Annotated in this window: 28 protein-coding genes; 19 read left to right on the top strand and 9 right to left on the bottom strand. The window is 46.3% G+C overall.

What is annotated here, in order from left to right; genetic code table 11:
- Positions 1-33 precede the first annotated feature (33 nt).
- Complete coding sequence (locus tag KNO86_RS04375; RefSeq protein WP_214693353.1) at positions 34-660, bottom strand: DUF3885 domain-containing protein; 627 nt, start codon at positions 658-660, stop codon at positions 34-36.
- A 103-nt stretch (positions 661-763) separates the two neighbouring features.
- Entirely contained in the window at positions 764-985 is a 222-nt protein-coding gene (locus KNO86_RS04370; protein WP_074033475.1) for a DeoR family transcriptional regulator, read from the bottom strand.
- A 308-nt stretch (positions 986-1,293) separates the two neighbouring features.
- Here KNO86_RS04370 and pepV point away from each other — a divergent pair, with 308 nt between their 5' ends.
- From pepV to KNO86_RS04340, 6 genes are read left to right on the top strand one after another with little or no spacing between them, the layout of a single operon-like run.
- Positions 1,294-2,682, top strand: coding sequence for a dipeptidase PepV (pepV, locus tag KNO86_RS04365; protein WP_371743045.1), 1,389 nt, complete (start codon positions 1,294-1,296; stop codon positions 2,680-2,682).
- Between the two features lie 59 nt (positions 2,683-2,741).
- Positions 2,742-3,893, top strand: coding sequence for an MFS transporter (locus KNO86_RS04360; RefSeq protein WP_214693350.1), 1,152 nt, complete (start codon positions 2,742-2,744; stop codon positions 3,891-3,893).
- 5 nt (positions 3,894-3,898) lie between these two features.
- Entirely contained in the window at positions 3,899-4,474 is a 576-nt protein-coding gene (gene thpR / locus KNO86_RS04355) for an RNA 2',3'-cyclic phosphodiesterase (RefSeq protein WP_214693348.1), read from the top strand.
- Positions 4,444-5,283, top strand: coding sequence for an NERD domain-containing protein (locus KNO86_RS04350; protein ID WP_214693346.1), 840 nt, complete (start codon positions 4,444-4,446; stop codon positions 5,281-5,283). Before thpR ends, KNO86_RS04350 begins: the two co-directional genes overlap by 31 nt.
- A gap of 19 nt (positions 5,284-5,302) precedes the next feature.
- Entirely contained in the window at positions 5,303-7,468 is a 2,166-nt protein-coding gene (pulA, locus tag KNO86_RS04345; protein WP_214693344.1) for a type I pullulanase, read from the top strand.
- A gap of 50 nt (positions 7,469-7,518) precedes the next feature.
- Positions 7,519-8,313 carry a phosphotransferase family protein gene (locus KNO86_RS04340; RefSeq protein ID WP_214693342.1) on the top strand — a complete coding sequence of 265 codons (795 nt, stop codon included), beginning with the start codon at positions 7,519-7,521 and terminating at the stop codon, positions 8,311-8,313.
- Positions 8,314-8,349: 36 nt separating this feature from the next.
- Here KNO86_RS04340 and KNO86_RS14865 read toward each other — a convergent pair whose 3' ends face one another.
- Complete coding sequence (locus KNO86_RS14865; RefSeq protein ID WP_012726769.1) at positions 8,350-8,460, bottom strand: hypothetical protein; 111 nt, start codon at positions 8,458-8,460, stop codon at positions 8,350-8,352.
- Between the two features lie 138 nt (positions 8,461-8,598).
- Between KNO86_RS14865 and trmB the strand changes: the two genes are divergently transcribed.
- Both trmB and KNO86_RS04330 read left to right on the top strand, forming a co-directional pair.
- On the top strand, positions 8,599-9,246 hold the full coding sequence (gene trmB / locus KNO86_RS04335) for a tRNA (guanosine(46)-N7)-methyltransferase TrmB (protein ID WP_074033469.1): 648 nt from the start codon (positions 8,599-8,601) through the stop codon (positions 9,244-9,246).
- 105 nt (positions 9,247-9,351) lie between these two features.
- Complete coding sequence (locus tag KNO86_RS04330; RefSeq protein WP_251126055.1) at positions 9,352-9,861, top strand: hypothetical protein; 510 nt, start codon at positions 9,352-9,354, stop codon at positions 9,859-9,861.
- A gap of 39 nt (positions 9,862-9,900) precedes the next feature.
- On the opposite strand, the gene dhaM is transcribed toward KNO86_RS04330, so the two are convergent.
- The 4 genes from dhaM to KNO86_RS04310 form a co-directional block, all read right to left on the bottom strand.
- Positions 9,901-10,251 (bottom strand): dihydroxyacetone kinase phosphoryl donor subunit DhaM, encoded by a 351-nt coding sequence (gene dhaM, locus KNO86_RS04325; protein ID WP_256441180.1) that lies wholly within the window; start codon positions 10,249-10,251, stop codon positions 9,901-9,903.
- 10 nt (positions 10,252-10,261) lie between these two features.
- On the bottom strand, positions 10,262-10,852 hold the full coding sequence (gene dhaL, locus KNO86_RS04320; RefSeq protein WP_214693332.1) for a dihydroxyacetone kinase subunit DhaL: 591 nt from the start codon (positions 10,850-10,852) through the stop codon (positions 10,262-10,264).
- 19 nt (positions 10,853-10,871) lie between these two features.
- A complete protein-coding gene (gene dhaK / locus KNO86_RS04315; protein ID WP_214693331.1) occupies positions 10,872-11,849 on the bottom strand; it encodes a dihydroxyacetone kinase subunit DhaK in 978 nt (325 codons plus the stop codon).
- Positions 11,850-11,951: 102 nt separating this feature from the next.
- Positions 11,952-12,254 carry a PepSY domain-containing protein gene (locus tag KNO86_RS04310; protein WP_012726763.1) on the bottom strand — a complete coding sequence of 101 codons (303 nt, stop codon included), beginning with the start codon at positions 12,252-12,254 and terminating at the stop codon, positions 11,952-11,954.
- Between the two features lie 138 nt (positions 12,255-12,392).
- Between KNO86_RS04310 and KNO86_RS04305 the strand changes: the two genes are divergently transcribed.
- Positions 12,393-13,466, top strand: coding sequence for a M42 family metallopeptidase (locus tag KNO86_RS04305; RefSeq protein WP_214693329.1), 1,074 nt, complete (start codon positions 12,393-12,395; stop codon positions 13,464-13,466).
- Between the two features lie 153 nt (positions 13,467-13,619).
- Entirely contained in the window at positions 13,620-14,636 is a 1,017-nt protein-coding gene (locus KNO86_RS04300; protein WP_214693327.1) for a PTS sugar transporter subunit IIC, read from the top strand.
- Between the two features lie 38 nt (positions 14,637-14,674).
- On the opposite strand, the gene KNO86_RS04295 is transcribed toward KNO86_RS04300, so the two are convergent.
- Positions 14,675-15,007: a hypothetical protein gene (locus KNO86_RS04295; RefSeq protein ID WP_214693325.1), complete on the bottom strand. Its 333-nt coding sequence runs from the start codon at positions 15,005-15,007 to the stop codon at positions 14,675-14,677.
- Between the two features lie 116 nt (positions 15,008-15,123).
- Between KNO86_RS04295 and KNO86_RS04290 the strand changes: the two genes are divergently transcribed.
- The 6 genes from KNO86_RS04290 (at position 15,124) to KNO86_RS04265 (ending at position 19,610) form a co-directional block, all read left to right on the top strand.
- The gene (locus KNO86_RS04290; RefSeq protein ID WP_074033461.1) at positions 15,124-15,435 is read left to right on the top strand and encodes a thioredoxin family protein; all 312 of its coding nucleotides are present in this window, start codon (positions 15,124-15,126) and stop codon (positions 15,433-15,435) included.
- A 6-nt stretch (positions 15,436-15,441) separates the two neighbouring features.
- Positions 15,442-16,236: a DUF1444 family protein gene (locus KNO86_RS04285; RefSeq protein WP_214693323.1), complete on the top strand. Its 795-nt coding sequence runs from the start codon at positions 15,442-15,444 to the stop codon at positions 16,234-16,236.
- A gap of 54 nt (positions 16,237-16,290) precedes the next feature.
- Entirely contained in the window at positions 16,291-16,905 is a 615-nt protein-coding gene (gene ytpR / locus KNO86_RS04280; protein WP_214693316.1) for a YtpR family tRNA-binding protein, read from the top strand.
- Positions 16,906-16,959: 54 nt separating this feature from the next.
- Entirely contained in the window at positions 16,960-17,667 is a 708-nt protein-coding gene (locus KNO86_RS04275) for a hypothetical protein (RefSeq protein WP_214693314.1), read from the top strand.
- An 85-nt stretch (positions 17,668-17,752) separates the two neighbouring features.
- On the top strand, positions 17,753-19,060 hold the full coding sequence (murC, locus tag KNO86_RS04270; RefSeq protein WP_214693311.1) for a UDP-N-acetylmuramate--L-alanine ligase: 1,308 nt from the start codon (positions 17,753-17,755) through the stop codon (positions 19,058-19,060).
- A 97-nt stretch (positions 19,061-19,157) separates the two neighbouring features.
- A complete protein-coding gene (locus tag KNO86_RS04265; protein WP_214693309.1) occupies positions 19,158-19,610 on the top strand; it encodes a Dps family protein in 453 nt (150 codons plus the stop codon).
- Between the two features lie 41 nt (positions 19,611-19,651).
- Here KNO86_RS04265 and KNO86_RS04260 read toward each other — a convergent pair whose 3' ends face one another.
- A complete protein-coding gene (locus KNO86_RS04260; RefSeq protein ID WP_214693307.1) occupies positions 19,652-20,764 on the bottom strand; it encodes an aminopeptidase in 1,113 nt (370 codons plus the stop codon).
- A gap of 169 nt (positions 20,765-20,933) precedes the next feature.
- Here KNO86_RS04260 and KNO86_RS04255 point away from each other — a divergent pair, with 169 nt between their 5' ends.
- The 3 genes from KNO86_RS04255 to KNO86_RS04245 all read left to right on the top strand — a co-directional run bounded on the left by KNO86_RS04255 (position 20,934) and on the right by KNO86_RS04245 (position 23,245).
- On the top strand, positions 20,934-21,446 hold the full coding sequence (locus KNO86_RS04255; RefSeq protein WP_214693305.1) for a DUF948 domain-containing protein: 513 nt from the start codon (positions 20,934-20,936) through the stop codon (positions 21,444-21,446).
- 25 nt (positions 21,447-21,471) lie between these two features.
- The gene (locus KNO86_RS04250) at positions 21,472-22,020 is read left to right on the top strand and encodes a YtxH domain-containing protein (protein WP_214693303.1); all 549 of its coding nucleotides are present in this window, start codon (positions 21,472-21,474) and stop codon (positions 22,018-22,020) included.
- Positions 22,021-22,153: 133 nt separating this feature from the next.
- Entirely contained in the window at positions 22,154-23,245 is a 1,092-nt protein-coding gene (locus KNO86_RS04245) for a bifunctional 3-deoxy-7-phosphoheptulonate synthase/chorismate mutase (RefSeq protein WP_214693301.1), read from the top strand.
- Positions 23,246-23,355: the final 110 nt, after the last annotated feature.

Genomic DNA, 23,355 nt, shown 5'->3' with positions numbered 1-23,355 from the left:
TTCTCTTTTTGTATAAAAAGCTCTAATTTTCGATCATATCTTTTTGAAAATGGCATCAAAATCAGCACGCCAATAGTTAACTAACCAGTCGTTGTATTTATGATATAAAGGGACTAATGGTTCAACTTCATTTGAACTTATGGTACAACCTCGATCATCATACATATGAAAAACGATGTTCTTTTCAGTGCTTATAAAGTATACCGTTTGTCCAATCGAAGGTTCTCTTCCTTGCTCGTAATTTCCTATACCTCTAAGGATTTTCTCGTAAGAGATTGACTTTATCTGCGAGGATACAAATTTCGCTTTATATTCATGTTTGATTTCTATAATTTCCCCTGTTTTTTCGTCTATATCTTCATCTAATTCGAATAACGTTTCTTCTTCAATCTGTTGCTTCATGAATAAAGCATACAAATATTCGGGAGTGGTATTCCCGAACATGATGTCCTCTGTTTCGTTCCAATCCTTGATAAAGACATGGATGTAATCATCAGATTGAAACACTTCCTCGAACAATGTTGTCACTCTTTTTACCACCTGCTCTATTCTCTCATCCGTTCCGTTTTTATACGGTTCGCCGAGTTCGAATCTTAGATGGACTTCTCCAGATAGGTTTGGAAAATGATTATCTATGTACTTCATTATTTCTTCTTTCACATCATCACCTCATCTTGAACATTTGATACAATCCAAAATCACAAGACCTTCTTTCATAAAAAAGAGACCTGAACATCAGGTCTCTTGAATCTACATATACGTTTCAATTTGCCGTCTTGAGTGAACGTTTCGATGAAGTCCACGTGCCACGGCTAGGGCTCTCCACAAGATTATTGTACTCAAGCACGTTCAAATCACGTTGCACAGTGCGCGACGTAATGCCGAACTCTTCTACTAGTTCTGAAGTGGTAACTGTCTCCCTTTCATTGATGAACAAATAAATGGACTTGATGCGCGTTAACATCCGATCTGTTGAGCCTTTCATTGGATAACCTCCCAATGTGTAGAATAATGATAAACCATACCTACAGACGACAAAATGAAATATAAAATTGTTATTTTCTAAAATTACACCTTTAGTATACCGCTCCTGTACAAAAATGCAAGCAGAAAGCACGAACAATCTGTTTGTAAAGATTTGATTATGAACGTAAATGTCGAATGAAGATTGTTTTTTTGTGTTTAAAACGAGGTCAAACACGAACGAAAAAAACTTTTCTAAATGAATGTTCGTCTTTCATTCATTTGGATATACTAGTAAGGGAGAGAACATTCGCAAAAGGGGAGATGAACATGAATTGGAGACAAGAAGTCGACAATCGTAAAGATGCATTTTTAGAAGATTTAAAAGGATTACTACAAATCCCTAGCGTGCTCGATGAATCAAAAGCCGCACCGAACATGCCATTCGGGCCAGAGGTTCGAAAAGCGCTCGATTACATGTTTGAGCTTGGTGAGCGAGATGGCTTTAAAACGAAGGACGTCGGTGGATATGCGGGACACTTGGAGTATGGGGATGGTGAGGATATCGTCGGAATCTTATGTCACCTTGATGTCGTCCCTGCAGGTGAAGGATGGACGTATGGTGCGTTCAATCCGACGATTACATCGGACGGAAAAATCGTCGCTCGCGGAAGCAATGATGATAAAGGACCATCGATGGCTGCATACTATGGTTTACGCATCGTCAAAGAGCTCGGGTTACCGCTCTCGAAACGTGTCCGCCTGATCGCAGGTTGTGACGAGGAGAGCGAATGGCGCTGTGTCCGCGAATACTTTAAACAAGAACAGATGCCGACATACGGCTTTGCACCAGACGCAGACTTCCCGATCATCAACGCAGAGAAAGGGCTATATGACGGTGTGTTGACACAACTTCCGATTCAACGGGCACCAGAGTCGGCGTACCACCTCCTATCGTTCACGAGTGGGGAGCGTCCGAACATGGTTCCGGACTTCGCGAAAGCTGAATTGAAGACAGACGAGGTACTCGAAGAAAAGTTCGAGGCTTATCTTGAAAAATATGAAGCAGACGGGACATGCGTGTATGACCGTGGGACATATACGTTCACGATGAAAGGGAAAGCGGCACACGCGATGGAACCGGATAACGGGATCAACGCGGCATACGTCCTCGCTGGATTCTTGTTGCACCTTCCTCTCGATATTCAAGGGGAACGCTATATTGAACTCGTTCGTCATGTGTTTGCCGATTCTCGCGGGATTTCACTCGGGATTGAGGCGAGTGACGAGACAGGTGATTTGACGATCAACGGTGGTGTGTTCCGCTATCACGAAGATGAGCGCACGGCTACGGTCAATATTCGATACCCTTATACGGCGAAGTTTGAAGAGCGGTTGCAAAACCTACGTGAAATCGCGTTGTCGCTCGGTTTCGAATTGAAGACGCGTCAACATATGCCACCGCATCACGTGGCTGAAGATCATCCGCTCGTGAAGACGCTCGCTAGTGTGTACGAACGTCAGACGGGGGAGCATGCGAACTTGATGGCAATCGGTGGGGGAACTTACGCCCGTTCACTCGAGGCGGGTGTCGCATTCGGTGCATTGTTCCCAGGCGCTAAAGATGTGGCGCATCAGGTCGATGAATACATGGAGATAGAAGATTTATTACGCGCTGCAGCGATTTATGCTGAAGCGATTTACGAGCTCGCTAAATAAGAACCGTGGAGAGCTGACTGATGTAGTCGGCTCTCTGTCCTTTAGGAAGGAAGTTATCATTGAATTCGCAAAAAAGATTGTTTCAATCTGTATATGTCGCCATTTTCTTCGCACAAGGGGCATTGATCCCTTACATGGCTCTATATTTTTCACAAGATCAATTCGGACTGAGTCCTAGTCAGGTCGGAAATATCGTGGCCATTCTTCCCATTCTTTCGATTGGTGTACAACCACTTTGGGGAATGTTGACCGACCGCACCGAGCGGGTGAAGGCGTGGCTCATGTTAGCGATGTTAAGCGCAGCCCTCATTTCGTTTACATTTTTAGTGGCGACTTCATATGTATGGATTGTGATGCTCATGGTGATTTGGTCTGTATTCCAATGTGCACACATTCCGCTCGTCGATATGATGACACTCGACTATACGACACGTTCAAAAGTGGATTATGGAGCGATTCGTTTGTATGGGTCGGCAGGTTTTGCCATCGCGGTGTTTGCGATGGGGTGGATTTCCGATACGACGTGGGGCCTTGCTAGTACGTTCGTATTAAGTGCCGTCCTACTGATCCTCGGAAGTGTGTTCGTCCGAATGATTCCGGAAAAGAGCTCGATTCGTGACGTCACGTTAGCTCCGATCTCATGGACAGCTGTATGGAATAAGTCTTTCTTATTCTTTCTGCTCGGGGGCATGCTCGTCTTCGGACCAATTTATGCGAACAACTATTATTTTGGATTGTACGTGACAAGTAGCGGGGGATCGACGACGCTCGTCGGAACACTATTCCTCGTCGCGGTTTTGTTTGAAATTCCCTTCATGAAAGTGGCATCACAATTTGTAGAACGCTTCGGCAGTGTCCCGGTACTCGTCGGGGCGGCACTCATCTCGGCCATGCGAAATGGAATCCTTGCATTAGAGCCGCCCATTTGGGTCGTTTGGCTTCTGGCGATCGCACAAGGTCTCGTCGTCGGACTTTTAATCCCGGTCGCGCTTCAGTTCGTCCGGAAACTTGTCGACCGTCAAGTCTCTTCAACGGCAATCGGTGTTTACATGGCGTTGACTTCAGGACTTGCGACAGCGGGATTCAACAAGTTGAGTGGTACAATCATCGAACTCGATGACATCATCGGCGTATTTTGGATGTATACGATTGTCACGGCAATCGGGGCAGTGATTTGGATTGGACTGTCACGTCGCGCACTGAAAGGATGAATCAGATGAGCACGCATTATTTTATTGCGATTCCAATCGAAGCGGCCGAACTCGCCGCTGTGCAACAAGCCATCTTACCGTATTACTCGTATCGGCGAATTTATCGACCGGACGAGTTTCATTTGACGATACAATTTTTATGGGGGATCGATGGTGAAGAGCTGGATGAAGTGAAAGAAATCACTAGAAGAATCAGTCAAGAAACCCTTCCGTTCACGTTGACGTTTCATGCCATCGACCATTTCGGGAGAGCGGACCGTCCACGCGTGTTGACGATTGTACCTGATGCGTCAGATGCTCTTCAGCGATTTGCGACGGACCTTCGTCAAGAGCTCGTCGCAATGATTCCAAGGTTAGACCGAAAAACGTTCGTCCCTCATGTCACTCTCGCAAAAAAGTGGGACAAAGGGGAACGGATTGCTTACGTGCCACCCGAGTTCAACGTGACCGAGTCGGTGGAAGAAGTGATCCTGTATGAAGTGCAGCCGAATCAGACTCCGTCCTATAGGGCGATTGAAGTATTTCCGTTAAGACGGCCAGAGGAGGACATATGGCAATCCCGGTTAAAATTTTTGACGTAATCTCAAAATATGAACGTGATGTATTAGATCAATACAATCGCTATTTAGAATATGTAGAAACCGATACGGCCCGACTGCAGCGTCTTCATGAAAACAATCGACTGAGTCCGGTCGAAATACTTGAGATCGACCGGCCGTGGTGGAAATTTTGGGCGAAGTCGGAACGGATTGAACTAGAACCGAAACCACTCGCCGAATCACAGTATCAGAAATTACTTCGAGAGCGCCGACACATTCAAAAACTGCAATTTGCTTGTGAAGGGGTGCTTGAGGCAGATTTACCACATTTGGCATTCACGAGAGATTTTGCATATCGCGTGATGCGTTCCGAATGGAATGAACGACACTTCTTCTTTTATCGTCCCGTCATTGAGTGGAACGGTGCGACCGTTGAATTAAGTCATGTCCTTGTCGGTCCGACTCATCTCTATATCGTAGAGTGGCTCGAGGGAGACCGAAGCATCTATCACATATCGAAAGAGAAGACGTGGGTTCATCAACCGCTGAAAGGGGAAAATACTCGTGTAGTGAACCCGCTCATTGCGTTGACACGCACCGAAGAACTTGTTCGACAAATTGTACCGAACTATGCGGGTGTCCTTCAAAAAGTCGTCATTGCAGCAGATGGTTATTTTGATAATGTTCCGAGCGTTCGAACGACGCATTATGTGGGACGAAATGAGTATAAAGAATGGATGAAACAAGTGAATGGGCGCGCACCGATTGTAAAAGCGCAGCAAGTTCGCGATGTCGCTACATTGTTAGAAGTGACAGCCAAGATGCCGTTTCGTCAATTTATGGATCAGTGATTGAGAGGAAGGGACGCATATGCATCATACACCAGATCAAAAGACGGCCTCGCATGTAACGATTGAGAGCGCGTCTTTCGTATCATTTGAGACCATACAACTTGAGATTGTGCGCGAATATGAATCCGTTCCAGTACAAATTGAACAGAATGGACGCCCGATCGACTACATGGTCGAACAACAACATGTGACCGAATCAGGGATGATTGAACAAATTCTGCGACTATATGAACCTATTTCTTTAGAGATGATGTATACGGTGTTTCATCCGGGACAAAAGACGACGGTCATCGTTCCACGAGAAATTGTACGCTCCGAAGAGTTCGAGCGTCGGTTCTCATATGATGGACCACTCGGTGTGTCATTTACACCACACGGGATGGAAGTGACCGTATGGTCGCCTGTCGCACTCTCGATGTGGATTACCGTCCATGACGACATGAACCACCGTGAACTCGAACGCTTCCATATGCATCGCGGTTCTCGCGGGGAATGGAATGGAGAAGTGCCAAAAGCGTTCGAAGGGATGCTATATCGTTTAGAAGTAAAGACGCCCGTCGATACAAGACAAGTCGTTGACCCTTATGCGAGAGCCGTTAGCTTGAATGGAGAGTACGGGGTATTGATGGATGTGGAACGATTTGTGAATGAACAAGTCGAACAAGCTCCGCGTCCACCTCTTTGGAAAGCGACCGATGCCGTCATTTATGAACTGCACATCCGAGACTTTACAAGCCACCCCTCATCGTTGAGCCAACTGAAAGGTCTATATGGAGGGGTGAGCGAAAAGGGAGTTCAGACGAAAGGCGGTCACAGTGCAGGACTTGATTATATAAAAGAACTTGGTGTGACCCATGTCCAATTGTTACCCGTTCATGATTTTGGAAGTGTCGATGAAGCGACACGCATGCCGTATAACTGGGGTTACGATCCGATTCATTGGTTCAGCCTTGAAGGAAGTTACGCCTCTAGCCCGGATGTACCGATGAGTCGGGTATTCGAGTACGCGTCACTTGTCGCGGATCTTCACCAGTCAGGTCTTCGTGTCGTCACAGACGTCGTGATGAATCACATCTATATTCGTGAACATTCACCGCTCGAGGCCCTCGTCCCTTATTATTATTTTCGGTATGAGCATGACGGGACGGTCGCAAACGGGACCGGTGTCGGAAACGATACAGCATCGGAACGTTATATGATGCGGCGAATGATTGTCGACTTCGTCTCATACTTTGCGACAACTTATCGAGTGGACGGATTCCGTTTCGACTTGATGGGAATCCATGACGTCGAGACGATGAATCAGGTACGAGCCGCCCTTGATAAAGTTGACCCGTCCATCCTTGTGTATGGAGAAGGGTGGGACTTGGCGACACCGCTCGGGCAGTCCTTAAAGGCGACTTCGCAAAATGCAGCCCGAATGCCTCGTATCGGACACTTTAACGATATGATTCGAGATGCCCTAAAAGGTTCGACCTTCAATGACCGAGAACGTGGATTCATTTCAGGAAATGAGTGGCGAGAATGGGAGCTCCGTGAATGTCTGACTGGGGCCGTCCATATACCGAACGTGACGGTCGGACGTTTCCCGAGTCCGACGTATTCAATCAACTATGCCGAAGCCCATGACAATTATACGATTTATGACAAATTACAGTTGTCGTGTGAAGGGGTTGATGAAGCGACTCGCCTCGCAATGCAGCGGCTCGCCAATGCGGTCGTCATCACGTCTCAAGGGATTCCGTTTATCCATGCGGGTCAAGAGTTCGGTCGAACGAAGCATGGCGTAGAGAATAGCTATAATTCACCAGACCACATCAATCACTTCGATTGGGACTTACGCGATGCACGAATCAGTGAGATCGAGTATGTGAAGACGCTTTTGAAACTGCGACGACTGCATACGTGTTTCCGTTACGATTCACGTCAAGAAGTCATCGACCATTTCACATTCCTGCCGTCGCCGCCTGGCGTCATCATTTATGAACTGACGGCGAGCCACTCGTATGACGCTTGGCAGCGGGTACGCGTATATATTAATGGAACGTTCGAAAAACTGTCATTCGAAAGCGATGCGAAATGGAACGTCTACGTTCAGGGGGAGACTGCCAGCCTCATCCCAATCGAAAGAAACCCGTCACACATTCAAGTCGAGTCGTTGTCAATGACGATTCTCGCGTGTTAAGATGTTGATTGTATCTCTTTAATTTCAAGTAAGATTTGAGCGTGATGAATATGTATTCAGATATAGTCGGTGCGCTCGGTAAAGAGTGGACAGTCGCTTCTGCCGGAGGTATTACGGGCGAAGCGTATGTAGCGACGACGCGCCAACAGAAGATTTTTGTGAAACGGAACTCTTCTCCATTCTTGGCGATTCTTTCAGCGGAAGGAATTGTTCCGAAACTTCTTTGGACAAAGCGGATGTTTAACGGGGACGTATTAAGTGCCCAACAATTTATTGAAAGCCGCGAACTTTCACCAGAAGATATGAAGCGACCAGATGTCGCGGCACAACTCGGAAAGATTCATGATTCGAAAGAGCTATTATTCATGTTACAACAATTAAATCACACACCGGTGACGCCGCACTTGTTGCTTCATCAGTGTGAGGCATACGAACAAGATGAGACGGATCCTACGATTGGAGAGGCGATTCAATGGTTAAAACACCATTTGCCTAAAGTCGACGAGCAAGAGTTCGTCGTATGCCACTCTGATTTAAATCACAACAATTGGATTGAAGATGAAAACGGTCTTCTCTATTTGACGGATTGGGACGATGCGATTATCGCGGACCGTGCCTTTGATTTGGCTATGGTAGTCTATAGCTATGTCGAAGAGACGGAATGGGAGCGTTGGTTCACGCATTATGGGGTCGAAATTTCGAGTGAGCTTCATAATCGAATGCATTGGTATGCGATTGCCCAAACGATTTTAACGATTTATGGGGAACGAAACGATGCAGCACGAACAGAAGGTTTTCATGTACTGCGCGAATTGATCGATGAGGCGTATGAACGAATCAATTAAAAGGGATGGCTGAGTGCCACCCCTTTTTGAATGTGTTTAGATGTCGTCTGGATTCATGAAGTAAGCCCAAACGAACGTTGCGATGACGCCTGCGAAAAACGTAAGTGGAGCCGCATAAAAAATTAAGAATTGATCTAATGTACTCATCGTATCTAACCTCCTTGTGAAGGATGATTCACGTTCATTAAACTATGATTTCGTGTATAATCGCAAGAGGACTGCTCGTACGGAACGTGCATATTCCCATTAAACTTGAACATTTGATGAACGAAAGGTAGGATTTTCATGCGTTTACGACATAAGCCTTGGGCAAAAGAATATATGGAAGCTCAAGAACACGTATTTATTCAACATCCTGAACAATTAAAAGGGAAGTGGGACGCCGAGTTCGGCAATGACCACCCACTCTTTATCGAGGTCGGTTCAGGGAAAGGACAATTCATTTTAGGGATGGCGAAACAGCACCCGGACGTGAACTTTATCGCAATCGAACTATTTGAAAGCGTAGCTGTCTCAATCGTTCAAAAGCTCGTCGAGACGCCGATGCCGAACGTGAGAGTACTGACGGTTGATGCGAAGCGACTCGTCGAATACTTCGAAGCTGGAGAAGTCGACCGCGTATACTTAAACTTCTCAGACCCGTGGCCGAAAACACGCCATGCGAAACGTCGCTTGACGTACAAGACATTTTTAGCGACATATGAAGCGATTCTTCCGAAAGCAGGGGAGATTCATTTCAAGACAGACAACCGCGGACTCTTTGAATATTCTCTTCAAAGCATGAGTCAATACGGGATGTTCTTCACAGAAATTTCACTTGATTTGCATGTAAATGAACCGGAAGATAATATTCGAACAGAGTATGAAGAGCGCTTCAGTGCGCTCGGTCAGCCGATTTATCGAATGGAAGCTGTATTCCGTCCGAAAAATTGACACGCTTTTTTCTTATTTTAATAGTATTTTCTTCACACTTTTTTCTTTCTTCTTGGTACAATAGGAATGACGCTAAACTGGAATAAGAGAAGGGGGAACATGGGGATGTTGAAAAAAGCATGGGCAAGCCTGCTTGCAGTAATCTTCATTCTAACAATCGCACCAATGAATACCTCAGCGAACGAAGCGTTCTTAGACGCACTCGAAGAGGATTTGAAAGCGACGCATTACGATTATAAAGAAGGAACAGCTGAAATCATCAAAGAAGAGACGCTTCGCCATTCAAATGGCAACGAAGTGATCGCGGCTGTCGTAGAACTCGATACGATTCGTGATGGGATCTTCATCACACGTAAAACCGAGTACCATTACTTTGATGCGACAGACAACAAAATCCTTTCATCAGCAGACCTCGTAGAAGTTGAAGGAGCAGCCGAATTCGCAGATGCGAACATCGATATGCTCGGTCATGAAATTGTCTACTGGTTGCCGGTATTGGTATTGCTTCTATTGATTGCGATTCCAGCACTCATTTTGTTCTTGGTCGTACCACGTTTCTATTCAACAAGCTCATATATGAATGCCGTATATGAAAAGAATGACAACCCACGTTAAGATATAAAAGCACCCCGTTCTTCTGAACGGGGTGCTTTTTCATTGTTGCTTCAACTGTTCGACGATATCTGTGAGAGACATGTCGTTTCCTGAGGAAACCGAAGCGATGAATGCACTTTCGACAATCGGACCGTCGAAAAATGCGACCTCTTTACTTCCTTCGTACATGTCGATGGCAAGTTCGGCGTTCATCGTCGCCGAACCGATATCGCTGAGAAGAAGCGCTTCCCCTTCGACTTGGTCGAGTGCCTCCAAGATGCGCGTGACGTCTGTTCCAATCGAACCGTCTTCGAGACCGCCGGCTAGATGGATGGGGACGGATGGCGCCATCTCTTTCATGAGATCTTGGATCCCTTCCGCAATTTTTGCACTGTGCGAGACGATAATCAATTCGACGATGTCAATCGACCTCCTTCATAATCGCGGCTAACAGAATCGAACTGGAGAGGGCACCCGGGTCGACCGTCCCACGCGAATTTTCACCGAAGTAGGAAGCTCGACCTTTCGTTGCCACCATATCTTCCGTTTTTTGCACAAGTTCGTCTAACTGTTGTTTGTAGTCGTCCCCTTGTTTCACATGTTCGAGGAACGGGTCCCAAACGTCGACCATCGTTTTCTGACCGACTTCTGACTTTCCACGCGCTTTAATCGAATCGGAACCTTCTTGGAGTGCTTCTTTGAGAAGGTCAAAGTCAGCTTCGGTCGCATCCCCGAACTTGGTCGCCATCTTGACGAAAGCAGAACCATATAATGGACCAGCCGCACCGCCTACTTTCGACATCAGAGTCATGCCTACTTTTTTACTGAGCGCACCGAGAGAGTCATACTCCTCATCTAAAATGGAAGAGACCGCGTCGAAACCACGGGACATGTTAATCCCGTGATCTCCGTCCCCGATGGCACGGTCTAAATCTGTCAGTGTGTCTTTTTGGTCTTCAATCCCGACTTGTGTGTCGCGTAACGCTTGCTTCATCCGATCAATCGTCAACATAAAACAAACACCTCATTCATCAAAGTTTAAATCCAAGTGCTTCCGATGGAGCATCTAGATAAGTGGTCATCTCATCATCAAGCGGTAACAGGGTAATCGAGAATCCGTGCATCTCGAGTGACGTCATGTAGTTGCCGACATATTTCCGTTTCAACGTATATCCAGCAGCTTCGAGTTTTTGCGCGACGAAATGATATGTCACATATAGTTCGGACAATGGAGTCCCGCCCATTCCATTTACCATGACGGCGACTTCGCCAGGCTCAACTTCTTTTTTCAAATGACTGAGAAGATCATCGACGATTTGGTCGACATCGCTCGTTGGTTTACGTTCGACACCGCGCTCCCCGTGAATCCCAATCCCGATTTCCATCTCTTCCTCGTTCAAGTCAAAACCAGGCTTTCCACTCACTGGCATGTAGCAAGGCTCTACCGCCATCCCCATTGAGCGGACGTGTGATGCGACTTTTTCCGCAATCGATTTAACTTCCTCAAGTGATTTACCGCTTGCTGCAGCGGCACCTGCGATTTTATGAACGAAGACGGTACCGGCAACACCACGACGGTCTTCCTTGTTTGAAATCGCGACGTCATCAGCGACGACAACATGGTCGACTTTAATCCCGTCTCCTTCAGCCAATTCGGCGGCGAGTTCGAAGTTCATGACATCCCCCGAATAATTTTTGACGATCAACAAGACACCGTTGCCACCGTCAGCTGCTTTGATTCCTTCAAGCACCATGTCCGGAGTAGGGGATGTGAAGACTTCCCCGCAAACTGCCGCATCGAGCATGCCGTCTCCGACATAACCGGCGTGTGCCGGTTCGTGTCCGCTACCACCACCCGAGACGAGGCCGACCTTACCGGATTTTGCACCGTTCGCCCGACAGATGACATTGAATCCTTCGACACGACCGTACAGTTCAGGATGGGCATGGACCATTCCTTCTACCATTTGCGATACGAGTTCACTTGCCTCACCGATTAGCTTTTTCACGCGAGATCACTCCTTTTTTAAATTGAAAACTACCAATTTCAATTTTCCACTCTTTCGCTGTAACTAAACAAAAAAACCGACGAATCATTCGTCGGTTTCGTGTCATGCATATTCGAGTAAAGCGCCAGTCTCAGAGTCGACTGTGAACTCATACGTTTTTTCTTCGTCGTTCTCAAGAACCGAGATTCCACCTTTGTAGACATCGTATTCACGACCGTCATACGTGTAAATCTCAGGTGATGCAGAAATCCATGCCCCTTGGACATGACCTTTCGCTGAGAAAGCACGTTTTGTGTACTCCAACGCGTTTTCTGCAGATAAGCTACGTTCATCTAAAGCCTTTTTCGTCATAAGTGCGGCAATGACGGCAACCCCGATTCCAATAAACCAATACCTTTTTTTCATATGACTACCTCCCCTTGAACTATGGCTATCATGTACATCGTACCAAAACCTGTACCCGAATGGAATGAAAAGCATTCGCATCCTATCAAAACTTTTGTATATAATGAGACAAGAACGGTTAAGAAGGGATGATAAAAGATGGATCAAAAGACGAGAGACTTATTCAAGACGTTAACAGAACTACCGGGAGCTCCGGGGTTCGAGTCAGAAGTTCGTCAGTTCGTACGTGAACGAATTGAACCGCACTCAGATGAAATCGTCACGGATGGCATCGGATCAATTTTTGGGAAACGTGTCGGGTACGAAGCGGGACCTAAAGTAATGGTAGCCGGTCACATGGATGAGGTTGCCTTCATGGTGACACGCATCACGGAGAATGGCATGTTATACATACAACCGCTTGGCGGATGGTGGAGCCAAGTGCTCATGGCACAACGTTTTGACATCATCACTTCGAACGGGAAAATCCCAGGCGTCGTCGCTTCGACACCGCCTCACTTACTTGGACCAGATGCGATGAGTAAACCGATGGACATCAAACAAATGTTCATCGATATCGGTGCGGATTCAAAAGAAGAAGCAGAATCATGGGGAGTGCGTCCGGGTGTTCCTGCAGTACCATCGAGCGCATTTACACCACTTCATCACCCGAAAAAAATTATGGCGAAAGCATGGGACAACCGTTACGGTGTCGGTCTTGCTGTCGAATTGTTAGAAGAGACGACAAAAGCAGACCACCCGAACATCTTGTTCTCGGGTGCTACCGTACAAGAAGAAGTTGGATTACGTGGAGCGCAGACGGCATCTGAATTGATTCAGCCAGACGTGGCACTCGTACTCGATGCTTCACCGGCGAACGATGCATCTGGAAGTAAAACGGAGTTTGGACAACTCGGTGAGGGTGCCTTGATTCGAATTTTAGACCGGGTCATGGTCATGTCGCCTGAAATGCGTGACTTCTTGCTCGACACGGCTTCTGATGAAAATATTAAGACGCAGTATTTCGTCTCTCCAGGCGGTACGGATGCTGGACGCGTGCATATGAGTGGAGAAGGTGTACCGACAGCCGTTATCGGTGTCGCATCACGCTACATCCATACACATGCTTCGATTCTTCATACAGACGACTACGATGCGGCGAAAGCGTTACTGAAAGCGTTGGTCAAACGACTTGACCGTTCGACTCTTGAAACACTCCGTCCGTCTCGCTAAACGTACATGCCGTTCACTCATATTTTTGAGTGGACGGTTTTTTTTATGTAGATGTTCTTGCTATTTCAAGAAAACACCTTATACTGATAGAGGTGTTTATACATGTTATTTACTTATGTAAAGACACCTGTATGATTGTAAGGAGGATCTCACATGTTCAAGAAAAAAGGAATCTCACTTAGCCCGTCTGTTTATTTTGTGACGGCACTTAGTTATATGGCATTAGGGTTGTTCAGTACATTGATTATCGGCTTGATTATGAAGACGATTGGTGGTCAGCTTGAAGGGACCGCTCTTGCGGGAATAAGCGCGACGCTCGTTCAAATTGGGGACGTGGCGATGAGCCTGACGGGTCCAGCTATCGGGATTGCGATTGCTTATGCCCTTGAGGCGCCGCCTCTTATTCTATTTTCTGCACTCGTTGTCGGGACGTTCGGATATGAGTTTGGACCTGCCGGTAGTTACGTCGCCACGCTTTTAGCCGTTGAGGTATCAAAACTTGTATCGAAATCGACGAAGCTTGATATTTTGGTGACGCCATTTACGACAATCGCAGTCGGTTTCTTCACAGCGACATATATCGGAAAATATGTGGGGATGTTCATGACGCAGCTCGGTAGTTGGATTGAGTGGGGGACGGAGCAACAACCATTGTTCATGGGAGTCGTCGTAGCGACACTCATGGGATTGGCATTGACTGCGCCAATTTCGAGTGCGGCCATCGCTTTGATGCTTGGGTTGAATGGTATTGCGGCTGGTGCCGCGACGGTCGGATGTGCAGCTCAAATGATTGGGTTTGCGATTACGAGTTATCGCGATAACGGAGTCGGCGGAGCGATTGCGCAAGGAATCGGTACGTCGATGCTCCAAGTCGGGAACATCGTGAAAAATCCGTGGATTCTTTTACCCCCTACATTAGCTGGGGCTGTCCTCGCACCAATTGCGATTCTATTGTTTGAATTAGAAAGTGTGGCAGCCGGGGCAGGGATGGGGACGAGTGGACTCGTCGGACCGATTGTCATGCTTGAAACGATGGGCTTTAGTTGGTACACATTTATCATTGTCCTCGGCTTCCTAGTCATTGGACCTGCTCTGTTAAGTTATGCGGTCTATGCTGTATTGAGAAGGACTGGACGCATTCAGCCGAACGATATGAAAATTGACTATTAAAAAAAGGCGCCGTTTGAAGCAAACGGCGCCTTTTCGTGTCATCCGATACCGAATAAGACTTTGACAGAATCAACCGTTTCGCGAGGGACACGGAAGCTGATGAGGAACAGTAGAAGGACGATCACATAAATCGGGATCAAATATCGTTTTCGTACAATCGGTAAATGACGGGCGAGTTGCTTGAGCCACTTTTCGAGGACATAAATGACGGCGAAGCCCACAACAAGCCAAATCAAGATCTCGAGTCTCGTTTTATCGGTATCAATAAATAAATATCCATATCGCAAAATGGCGAGCATCCCAAAGACACCGACCATCTGTTCGAGCGGATGTTTCATTTCAGGATTCAATTTTTCTCGTGTCAATTTCATATGGTTTCACCTGTTTCAACTAGTTTCGGCTTTGATTATAACAAACAGCAGAGCAGAATGTGTGACAGGACTTATGCTATTATAAGTGAGGAAAAAGCAAACAGGAGTGGTTAATCATGAAACAACTATCAACAATGGCAGAATATACAGAAGCAAAAGAATCAAAAAGTATTTTCATGTTCTCGGCAACATGGTGTGGAGATTGCCGTTTCCTCGACCCGTTCATGCCTGAAATCGAACAGAAATTTGAAGACTGGACGTTTTATTACGTCGACCGTGATGAGTTTATGGAACTCGCGCAAGAGCTCGATATTTTTGGTATCCCAAGCTTTGTCGCCTTTGAAAATGGAAAGGAAATCGATCGCTATGTCGGTCGCGAACGGAAGACACCGGAACAGGTCGAAGCATTTTTGAATGGATTAGGGTGACCCTATATGGAACGGAATGAGTTAAGACGTTATTTAGAAGCGAATTTCAAAGAGGACTATCGCACATCTTATGACCGCGAGAATGAGGTGTTGCGCGTCGAACGGAAAGCTGATCGCTTTGGTGTGAATATTCGACTCGCACCAATCGTCGCGAAAGCGAAAACGCGGGGCAAAGTGGCAGTCGATGAAGTCATCGAATATATTGAGTCGGCAATGAAGGCGGATGATCAGATCTCACTCGCTGGAAAATTAGATGCCATCTATCCGGTCATTCGTTCGAACTCGTTTGCAAAGACGACGAAAAGTGGGGAGCCGCTTATTTTCAGTCCGCATACGGCGGAGACTGCCATCTTTTACGCGCTCGATCGCGGGAATGGCTATCGTTTGATCGAGGAGAAGCATGTGTCCGGTGATTTGACGCTTGAAACGATTGAGCGCATCGCCCGGGAAAATGTCAAAAAACTTCCGACCGAGATGAAACAAGATGAAGTTGCCGGCAACCCATTCTACTTTTTATCGACACGAGACGGCTACGAGGCATCGCGCATTTTAAACGATGATTTTCTTCGAATGATGGAGCGCCGAGTTGAAGGGGATATGCTCGTCGGTGTACCGCATCAAGATGTGATGATCATCGCCGATATCCGAAACGACCAAGGGTATGATGCGATGCAACAATTGATGTTTGACTTCTTTACGAATGGTCGTGTCCCAGTGACTGCACTCGCCTTTCATTATGAGGCAGGGCAACTTGAACCGATTTTTATTGTCGGAAAAAAGACCCCGCCATCGAACACATAATCTGATAAAATAAGTGAGATGAGTTTGAAAGAAGGGACGTAGGAACGTATGCAAATGAATGTGTTTTATAACCGAGAAGGAATCGGCGATGTACTCATGGTGTTACTAAAAGAGGGAGAACGTCACCATCAATCTGTAGAACGAACAGGTGACGTTGCCATCGTCAAATCTGAAGATGGAACCGTTAACGGATACAATTTGTTTCAAGCAAGTAAGCACTTTGACGTCACAGGTTGGAACGGTCCAGTTGATTTGACAACGGAATTAGTTGAACAGGTACAAGCTGTCTTGAAGGAACATGGAATTGACGAAGACTTCTCATGGGTAGATGTGACACCGAAGTTTGTCGTCGGTTATGTGGAAAGTGCGGAAAAACATCCGGATGCTGATAAGTTATCCGTTTGCCAAGTTCAAATCGATCAAGGCACGGTTCAAATCGTATGTGGCGCACCAAACGTCGCGACTGGCCAAAAGGTAGTCGTAGCCAAACCAGGAGCGGTCATGCCGACCGGTTTGATTATTCGACCATCGGCACTTCGCGGAGAGAGCTCGCATGGCATGATTTGCTCGGCGCGTGAATTAAATCTTCCGAATGCCCCGCAAGAAAAAGGGATTTTAGTATTAGATAACGAATATGAAGTAGGTACAGCATTTGAAATCGGTCGCTAAACTCGACCGATTTTTTGTTAAATATGGATTGAGTGAAAAAGCGAGGAATCAAGTATGGATGCATATGAACGTTCATTGAAACAACAAGCAGATCGAATCAAACGAGAGCTGTCGAGAGAAGGACAGCCGGTCTCACCACCCCCGAAGGTAGATATCACCGATGAATTCATTCCGACTGATGTTCCTTCACCTATTTACGGATATGCCCGTCCAAAACCAAAAATTGTTCTACCGGTCGAGCATTCTCCTGAAACGAGAGAACCGTTCGAAATGAGCACAGAGTCTGATGTGGTTCTGCCAGAAGAGTCACTTCAAGATGAAGAGGCCACAAGCACTACTAGTCCTGAAATAGACGTAGAGCATGTTGAAGACATTTCCGGGGAAACAACCGAAGAAGAAAAATCGATTCTCGGTCAGGTTTCGATTCTAGATAACGGTTTTTCGTCCGTCTTTATGCAATCGACGGATTTATCCCGCTCGAAAAAAGAAGAGGTTGTAGAAGTTCATCATAGTGCAGCGCCAGATGAAAGTTTAGACATCGACGGATCTGTGGAACAAATCGGGGAATCGATTGAGCAGATTGCAGAAAAATTACAAACGCCATCTGAACAAGAAGAATTACCGGCTGACACCGAATTGACACCGGCTGTTCAAGTTTCGTTTAAAGCCGACCAACCGCCTGTAAACGTGATGATGACGCCAAAAGATCGCATGGCGATGTACCGTAGCCGACGACTTGCGCAAAAAAACAATAATCTGTAATAGCACGACTCAGTGAGTTTTGCTATAATGACAAAGGTTTGTCGCATTTTGACGAGCCGCAATGAATTAGGGGGGCTATTTACAGATGAACCGTTATCACTTCGTCGGAATTAAAGGAACGGGCATGAGTCCTTTAGCTCAAATTTTATTTGATATGAATAATGAGGTCCGTGGATCGGACGTTGAAAAAGCATTTTTTACAGAAGAAGCATTGAAACGAAAAGGGATTGAAATTTTGCCATTCGACCCTGAAAATATTTCTGAAGATCAAATCGTCGTACAAGGAAATGCGTTCAGCGACGATCATCCAGAAATCGTACGCGCGCGTGAACTCGGATTGACGATTTATAAGTACTACGAGTTTTTAGGTGAGCTCGCGAACCATTACACAAGTGTCGCCATCACAGGGTCACATGGTAAAACATCGACTACAGGCTTGCTTGCACACGTCATGCGTGGAATCGAACCGACATCATTCTTAATCGGTGATGGAACAGGTGAAGGTGTTGCCGATTCGAAGAACTTTGTCTTCGAAGCTTGCGAATATAAGCGTCACTTCTTATATTACCGTCCAGACTATGCCATCATGACGAATATCGACTTTGACCATTCAGATTACTTCTCTGGTTTAGACGATGTCATCGATGCATTCCAGGAGATGGCAAAACAAGTGAAGAAAGGAATCATTGCTTGTGGCGATGATGAGAATCTTCAGCACATTCAAGCGAACGTTCCACTCGTTTATTACGGGTTTGGGACGCATAACGATTTCCGTGCAGAAAACGTTACGTCGACAGAGAACGGAACGACGTTCGATGTCTTTTTACGTGATGATTTCTACGGAACGTTCCGCATTCCTGGATACGGCGACCATAGCGTGTTGAACGCACTTGCTGTCATCGCTACGTGTGATTACGAGAACTTACCGAAAGAGTTGGTGAAAGAGCGTCTTGCATCATTCAACGGGGTGAAGCGTCGTTTTAGTGAATCAACGCTTAACAATCAAATACTCGTTGACGATTACGCACACCACCCACGTGAGATTAGTGCAACGGTCGAAGCAGCTCGGAAGAAGTATGGAGAACGGGAAGTCGTTGCGATTTTCCAACCACATACGTACACACGTCTTAAATCATTCATGGATGACTTTGCAACAGCATTGGCTGAAGCAGATACGGTCTATCTTTGTGATATCTTCGGTTCAGCCCGTGAACAAGAAGGGACTGTCACAATCGAGGACCTTCAATCACGCATCGACGGTGCGCATATTTTGAAACGTGGTGGTACGAGCGTCTTACGCAATCATGACAAGGCAGTACTGTTGTTCATGGGTGCAGGTGACATCCAAACGTATCAACGTGAATATGAAGAAATCGTAAAACTTGAAGCATAAGACGGGGGAGGGACGAATGTCTCTCCTTTTTTATGTTTAGCCAACCAAAATCTCGGTAATAGTAGTATCGATGAATATGACAAAGGAGATGTTTGGAATGGCTAGTCAAGGTGCACTCAACACGTTAAACAAGGAAGTCGCAAACTATGGGTTACTGTTTGTGAAACTGCATAATTATCATTGGTACATTAGCGGTCCTCACTTCTTTACGTATCATGAGAAACTCGAAGAGCTCTATAACTTAGTGGCGGAACTCTACGATGACGTAGCGGAAAGACTTCTTATGAATGACGGTGAACCGTTTGCGACGATGAAAGAGTATTTGGAGCACTCGACGCTGACAGAAGGTGATCGTCATGCGGAAACGGATCAGATGATTAAAGATATCATCAACGACTTCAAACAAATTCGCCAAGAGATGCAAGATGCGATGGAAAACTTTGAAGACGGGGATGAAGCGATTGAAGATACGTTCGTCTCTCATATCGAGCGACTCGAAAAAGAAATTTGGATGATGTCTGCCGCACTCGGTAAAAAAACAAAATTGTAACCACAAAAATGGTGCGCCTTCGACAGGCGCACCATTTTAGATTATTTCAAGTTTTCGGGATTGAGTGGAAGCAACGCATCGATGACGAAACGTCCGTCTTTACGAATGAGGACATCATCGAACCAGATCTCACCACCGCCATAATCCGGGCGTTGGATGTTGACGAGGTCCCAGTGAACTGACGAATTATTGCCATTATAGGCATCGTCATACGCTTGACCTGGCGTGAAGTGGAAGCTGCCGTCAATTTTCTCATCGAAGAGGATATCTTTCATCGGATGTTGAATGTATGGGTTCACACCGATTGCGAACTCACCGACGTAACGAGCTCCTTCATCTGTATTGAATACTTCATTGATTCGTTCTGTATCATTGGCCGTCGCGTCCACGATTTTGCCGTCTTTGAACGTCAACTTCACATTCTCGAACGTGAATCCTTGGTATGGAGATGGAGTGTTGTACGTGATTACGCCATTGACCGAATCTTTTACCGGTGCCGTAAACACTTCACCGTCTGGAATGTTCATTTGACCAGAGCACTTGATTGCCGGAATATCTTTAATAGAGAACGAGAGGTCCGTTCCTGGTCCTTTCAATGTGACACGGTCCGTCTTGTTCATCAATTCGACTAATCCGTCCATTGCACGGTCCATTTTGCCGTAGTCGAGTGTACATACATTGAAGTAGAAGTCTTCGAACGCTTCGGTTGATTTACCTGCCAATTGTGCCATTGATGGAGAAGGGTAACGAAGTACGACCCATTTCGTCCCTTTGACGCGGTCTTCCGTGTGCATTTTACCGAGTGTGGCACCGACGAATTTTTGTTGCTCACTCGGCACATCAGAGAGTTCGTTAATGTTATCACCGGCACGTAAGCCGATGTAAGCATCCATTGCCTGCATCTGTTTCCGTTCGATGTCAGCCATGAGTTCGAGTTGCTCACGACTTGCTCCCGTATACAATTTACGTAAGATGCGGCTTTCTTTCAACAAGACGAATGGGTGTCCGCCTGCCTCATATGCTTTTTCGACGAGTGCCTCGACGAGCGATTCCTCTACGCCAAAATTCTCAATCAGTACTTTTTCCCCCGGTTGTAACTTGACGGAATAATTGATTAAACCGTCTGCTAATTGTGTAATTCTTGGATCTCTCACACGACCACCCCTAATTATTTTTATGAATTTCTATTTTAGTGTAATCGAAAACATAAAAACGGGTAAAGGAATAATCAGACCGAATGGCGAAAACGGTTGTAGCAAATCTTTTCAGTCATAATGGTGCTATAATGAAACAAGAAACGATTGAATAGGAGGAATGGATTGAATGGAGATCACATTAGGAGGCATCGCTGGCCTGATTGCGGCCCTCGCGTTTGTCGTACTCGTCATCTTCTTGGCACGTGTCTTATCGAAAGTAAACCGTACACTCGGTAGCGTCGCCAATACGACAGAAAACTTAGAACGCCAGCTCGACGGAATCACAATGGAAGTGACGGCGCTCTTACATAAGACGAACCGTCTCGTTGACAACGTGGAAGAAAAAACAGAGTTGCTCGCACCTGTTGCCCATGCACTCGATGAATTAGGTACATCACTGAACGAAGTAACTGAATCGGTCCGTACCGTCTCAACTTCTGTCCACTCGGCAGCGGATGAAAACAAAGAACAGATTGCTCAAGCGGTTCGATGGGGATCGGTCGCGGTAGAACTGTTCAAGAAAAACAAACCAGAATCATCAACTACGAAAGAACGTCCACGTCGTCGCACGCGACGTGAAAAGAAAGAGGAAGCACCTGTATCGCCCGACATGATTAACACGGACGATACAATCAAATAACGATACATCGGGGAGGAACTCACACATGACAGACCAAAAACAACCAACAGAACAGAATCAATCAAGTAGTGGATTTTTGACGGGTGTCATTCTCGGAGGGATCGTCGGAGCGGCTGTCGCACTATTGACATCACCGAAAAGCGGACGGGAAGTAAGAACATACCTAGACGAAAAGACATCTACATCGCGTGAACGATTGACTGTCAAATCGAAGGAAATGCGTGAAAAGGCAGAGCCAGTCGTCGGGGAATGGATTAAAGTGGCGAGTGATAAAGCGGCACCGGTCCTCAATATCGTGAAAGATAAGGCGCGTGAAGCGGCCGAATTGAAACAACAGATGGACGAGGATGACCTCTCAATCGAAGAAGCGATGGAGAAAGCGGATCAACTTGTCGCAGAAGCGGAATCCGAAGTGAAAGAACAGATGGAACGCGCGGCTGAAGAAGAGACGACGGACTCATCACTTGAATCTGAGTCGGACGATACGCTCGAAGCACCTGTCAATGAGATGCTCGATGATGAGTCGAAAGAAGAACTCAATGATTTGAAGAAAGACCTTAAAAAAGAAGAATGATGTAAAAGGACCGAACGCATTCGGTCCTTTTTTGGTGATTTTGTGACGTAGAAGGTTTCCTTATGACAAAGCGCACAAAGTTCGATATAATTAGGTTTCTGGAAAGAACGGCTTAAGAATGTGAGGGAAACGAATGAGTCCACAAGATCAATTGAATCGATTACGTCGAGAAATGGATGAATTGAACCATGAAATGCTCGACTTGCTGAGTCGGCGTGGTGCACTTGCCGTCGAAATTGGAAAAATCAAACGTCTTCAAGGCGTCGAACGATACGACCCGGTCCGGGAACGAGAGATGCTCGATTTCATCGCAGCTTCGAATCAAGGACCGTTCGAAACGTCACGTCTTCAACATATTTTTAAAGAAGTATTCAAAGCGTCTGCTGAACTGCAAGGCGAAGACCGGGATAAGACGTTACTCGTTTCGCGTAAACGTCAACCGGAAGATACGTTGGTCCATTTGAAGGACGTGACGATTGGAAATGGACGTCCGCAGCTGATTGCGGGGCCATGTGCCGTCGAATCGTTCGAACAAGTTAACGCGGTCGCAGAGAAGCTCGCCTTGTCTGGAGTGAAAGTGATGCGAGGCGGGGCATACAAACCACGTACATCGCCGTATGACTTCCAAGGCTTAGGTTTTGAAGGGTTGAAAATGCTGAAGGCAGCAGCGGACCGTCATGATTTACGAGTCATTACAGAGATCATGACGCCAGGAGCAGTCGAGTCGGCCTTGCCATATGTCGATATCATTCAAGTTGGTGCCCGGAATATGCAAAACTTTGATTTGTTGAAAGAAGTCGGTAAGACAGACAAACCGGTCTTGTTGAAGCGTGGATTATCCGCTACAATCGAAGAGTTCATTTATGCGGCAGAGTACATTATGGCGAGTGGGAACAGCCAAGTCATCTTGTGCGAACGAGGGATTCGGACGTATGAGCGTGCGACACGCAATACGTTAGATATCACGGCGGTGCCGATCTTGAAACAAGAGACGCATTTACCGGTTATGGTAGATGTCACCCATTCGACAGGTCGTCGTGACTTGTTGTTGCCGGCTGCGAAAGCGGCACTTGCCATTGGGGCAGACGGTGTCATGGTCGAAGTACACCCGAATCCTGCCATTGCATTATCGGATGCGCAACAACAATTGGATTTCGATCAATTCGATCAATTTGTGGAAGGACTAACGGTCCAGTTTCCTCAACTTGATTTGGTGAAAAAGTAAGCTTTCCAAATGGAAACGTTTTATATCGCATGAAGACAGGGTAAATGGATGACAGATACCTGTCTTCCTTTTTTAAGACGTTTTATGAAAACTTTTTGAAAATCATGACT

The sequence above is a fragment of the Exiguobacterium sp. s160 genome (genome assembly GCF_018617575.1).
In the GTDB taxonomy this organism is placed as follows: domain Bacteria; phylum Bacillota; class Bacilli; order Exiguobacteriales; family Exiguobacteriaceae; genus Exiguobacterium; species Exiguobacterium aestuarii_A.
Note: the sequence above shows the minus strand (reverse complement) of the source record. Positions and strands in the feature narration are given on the sequence as shown.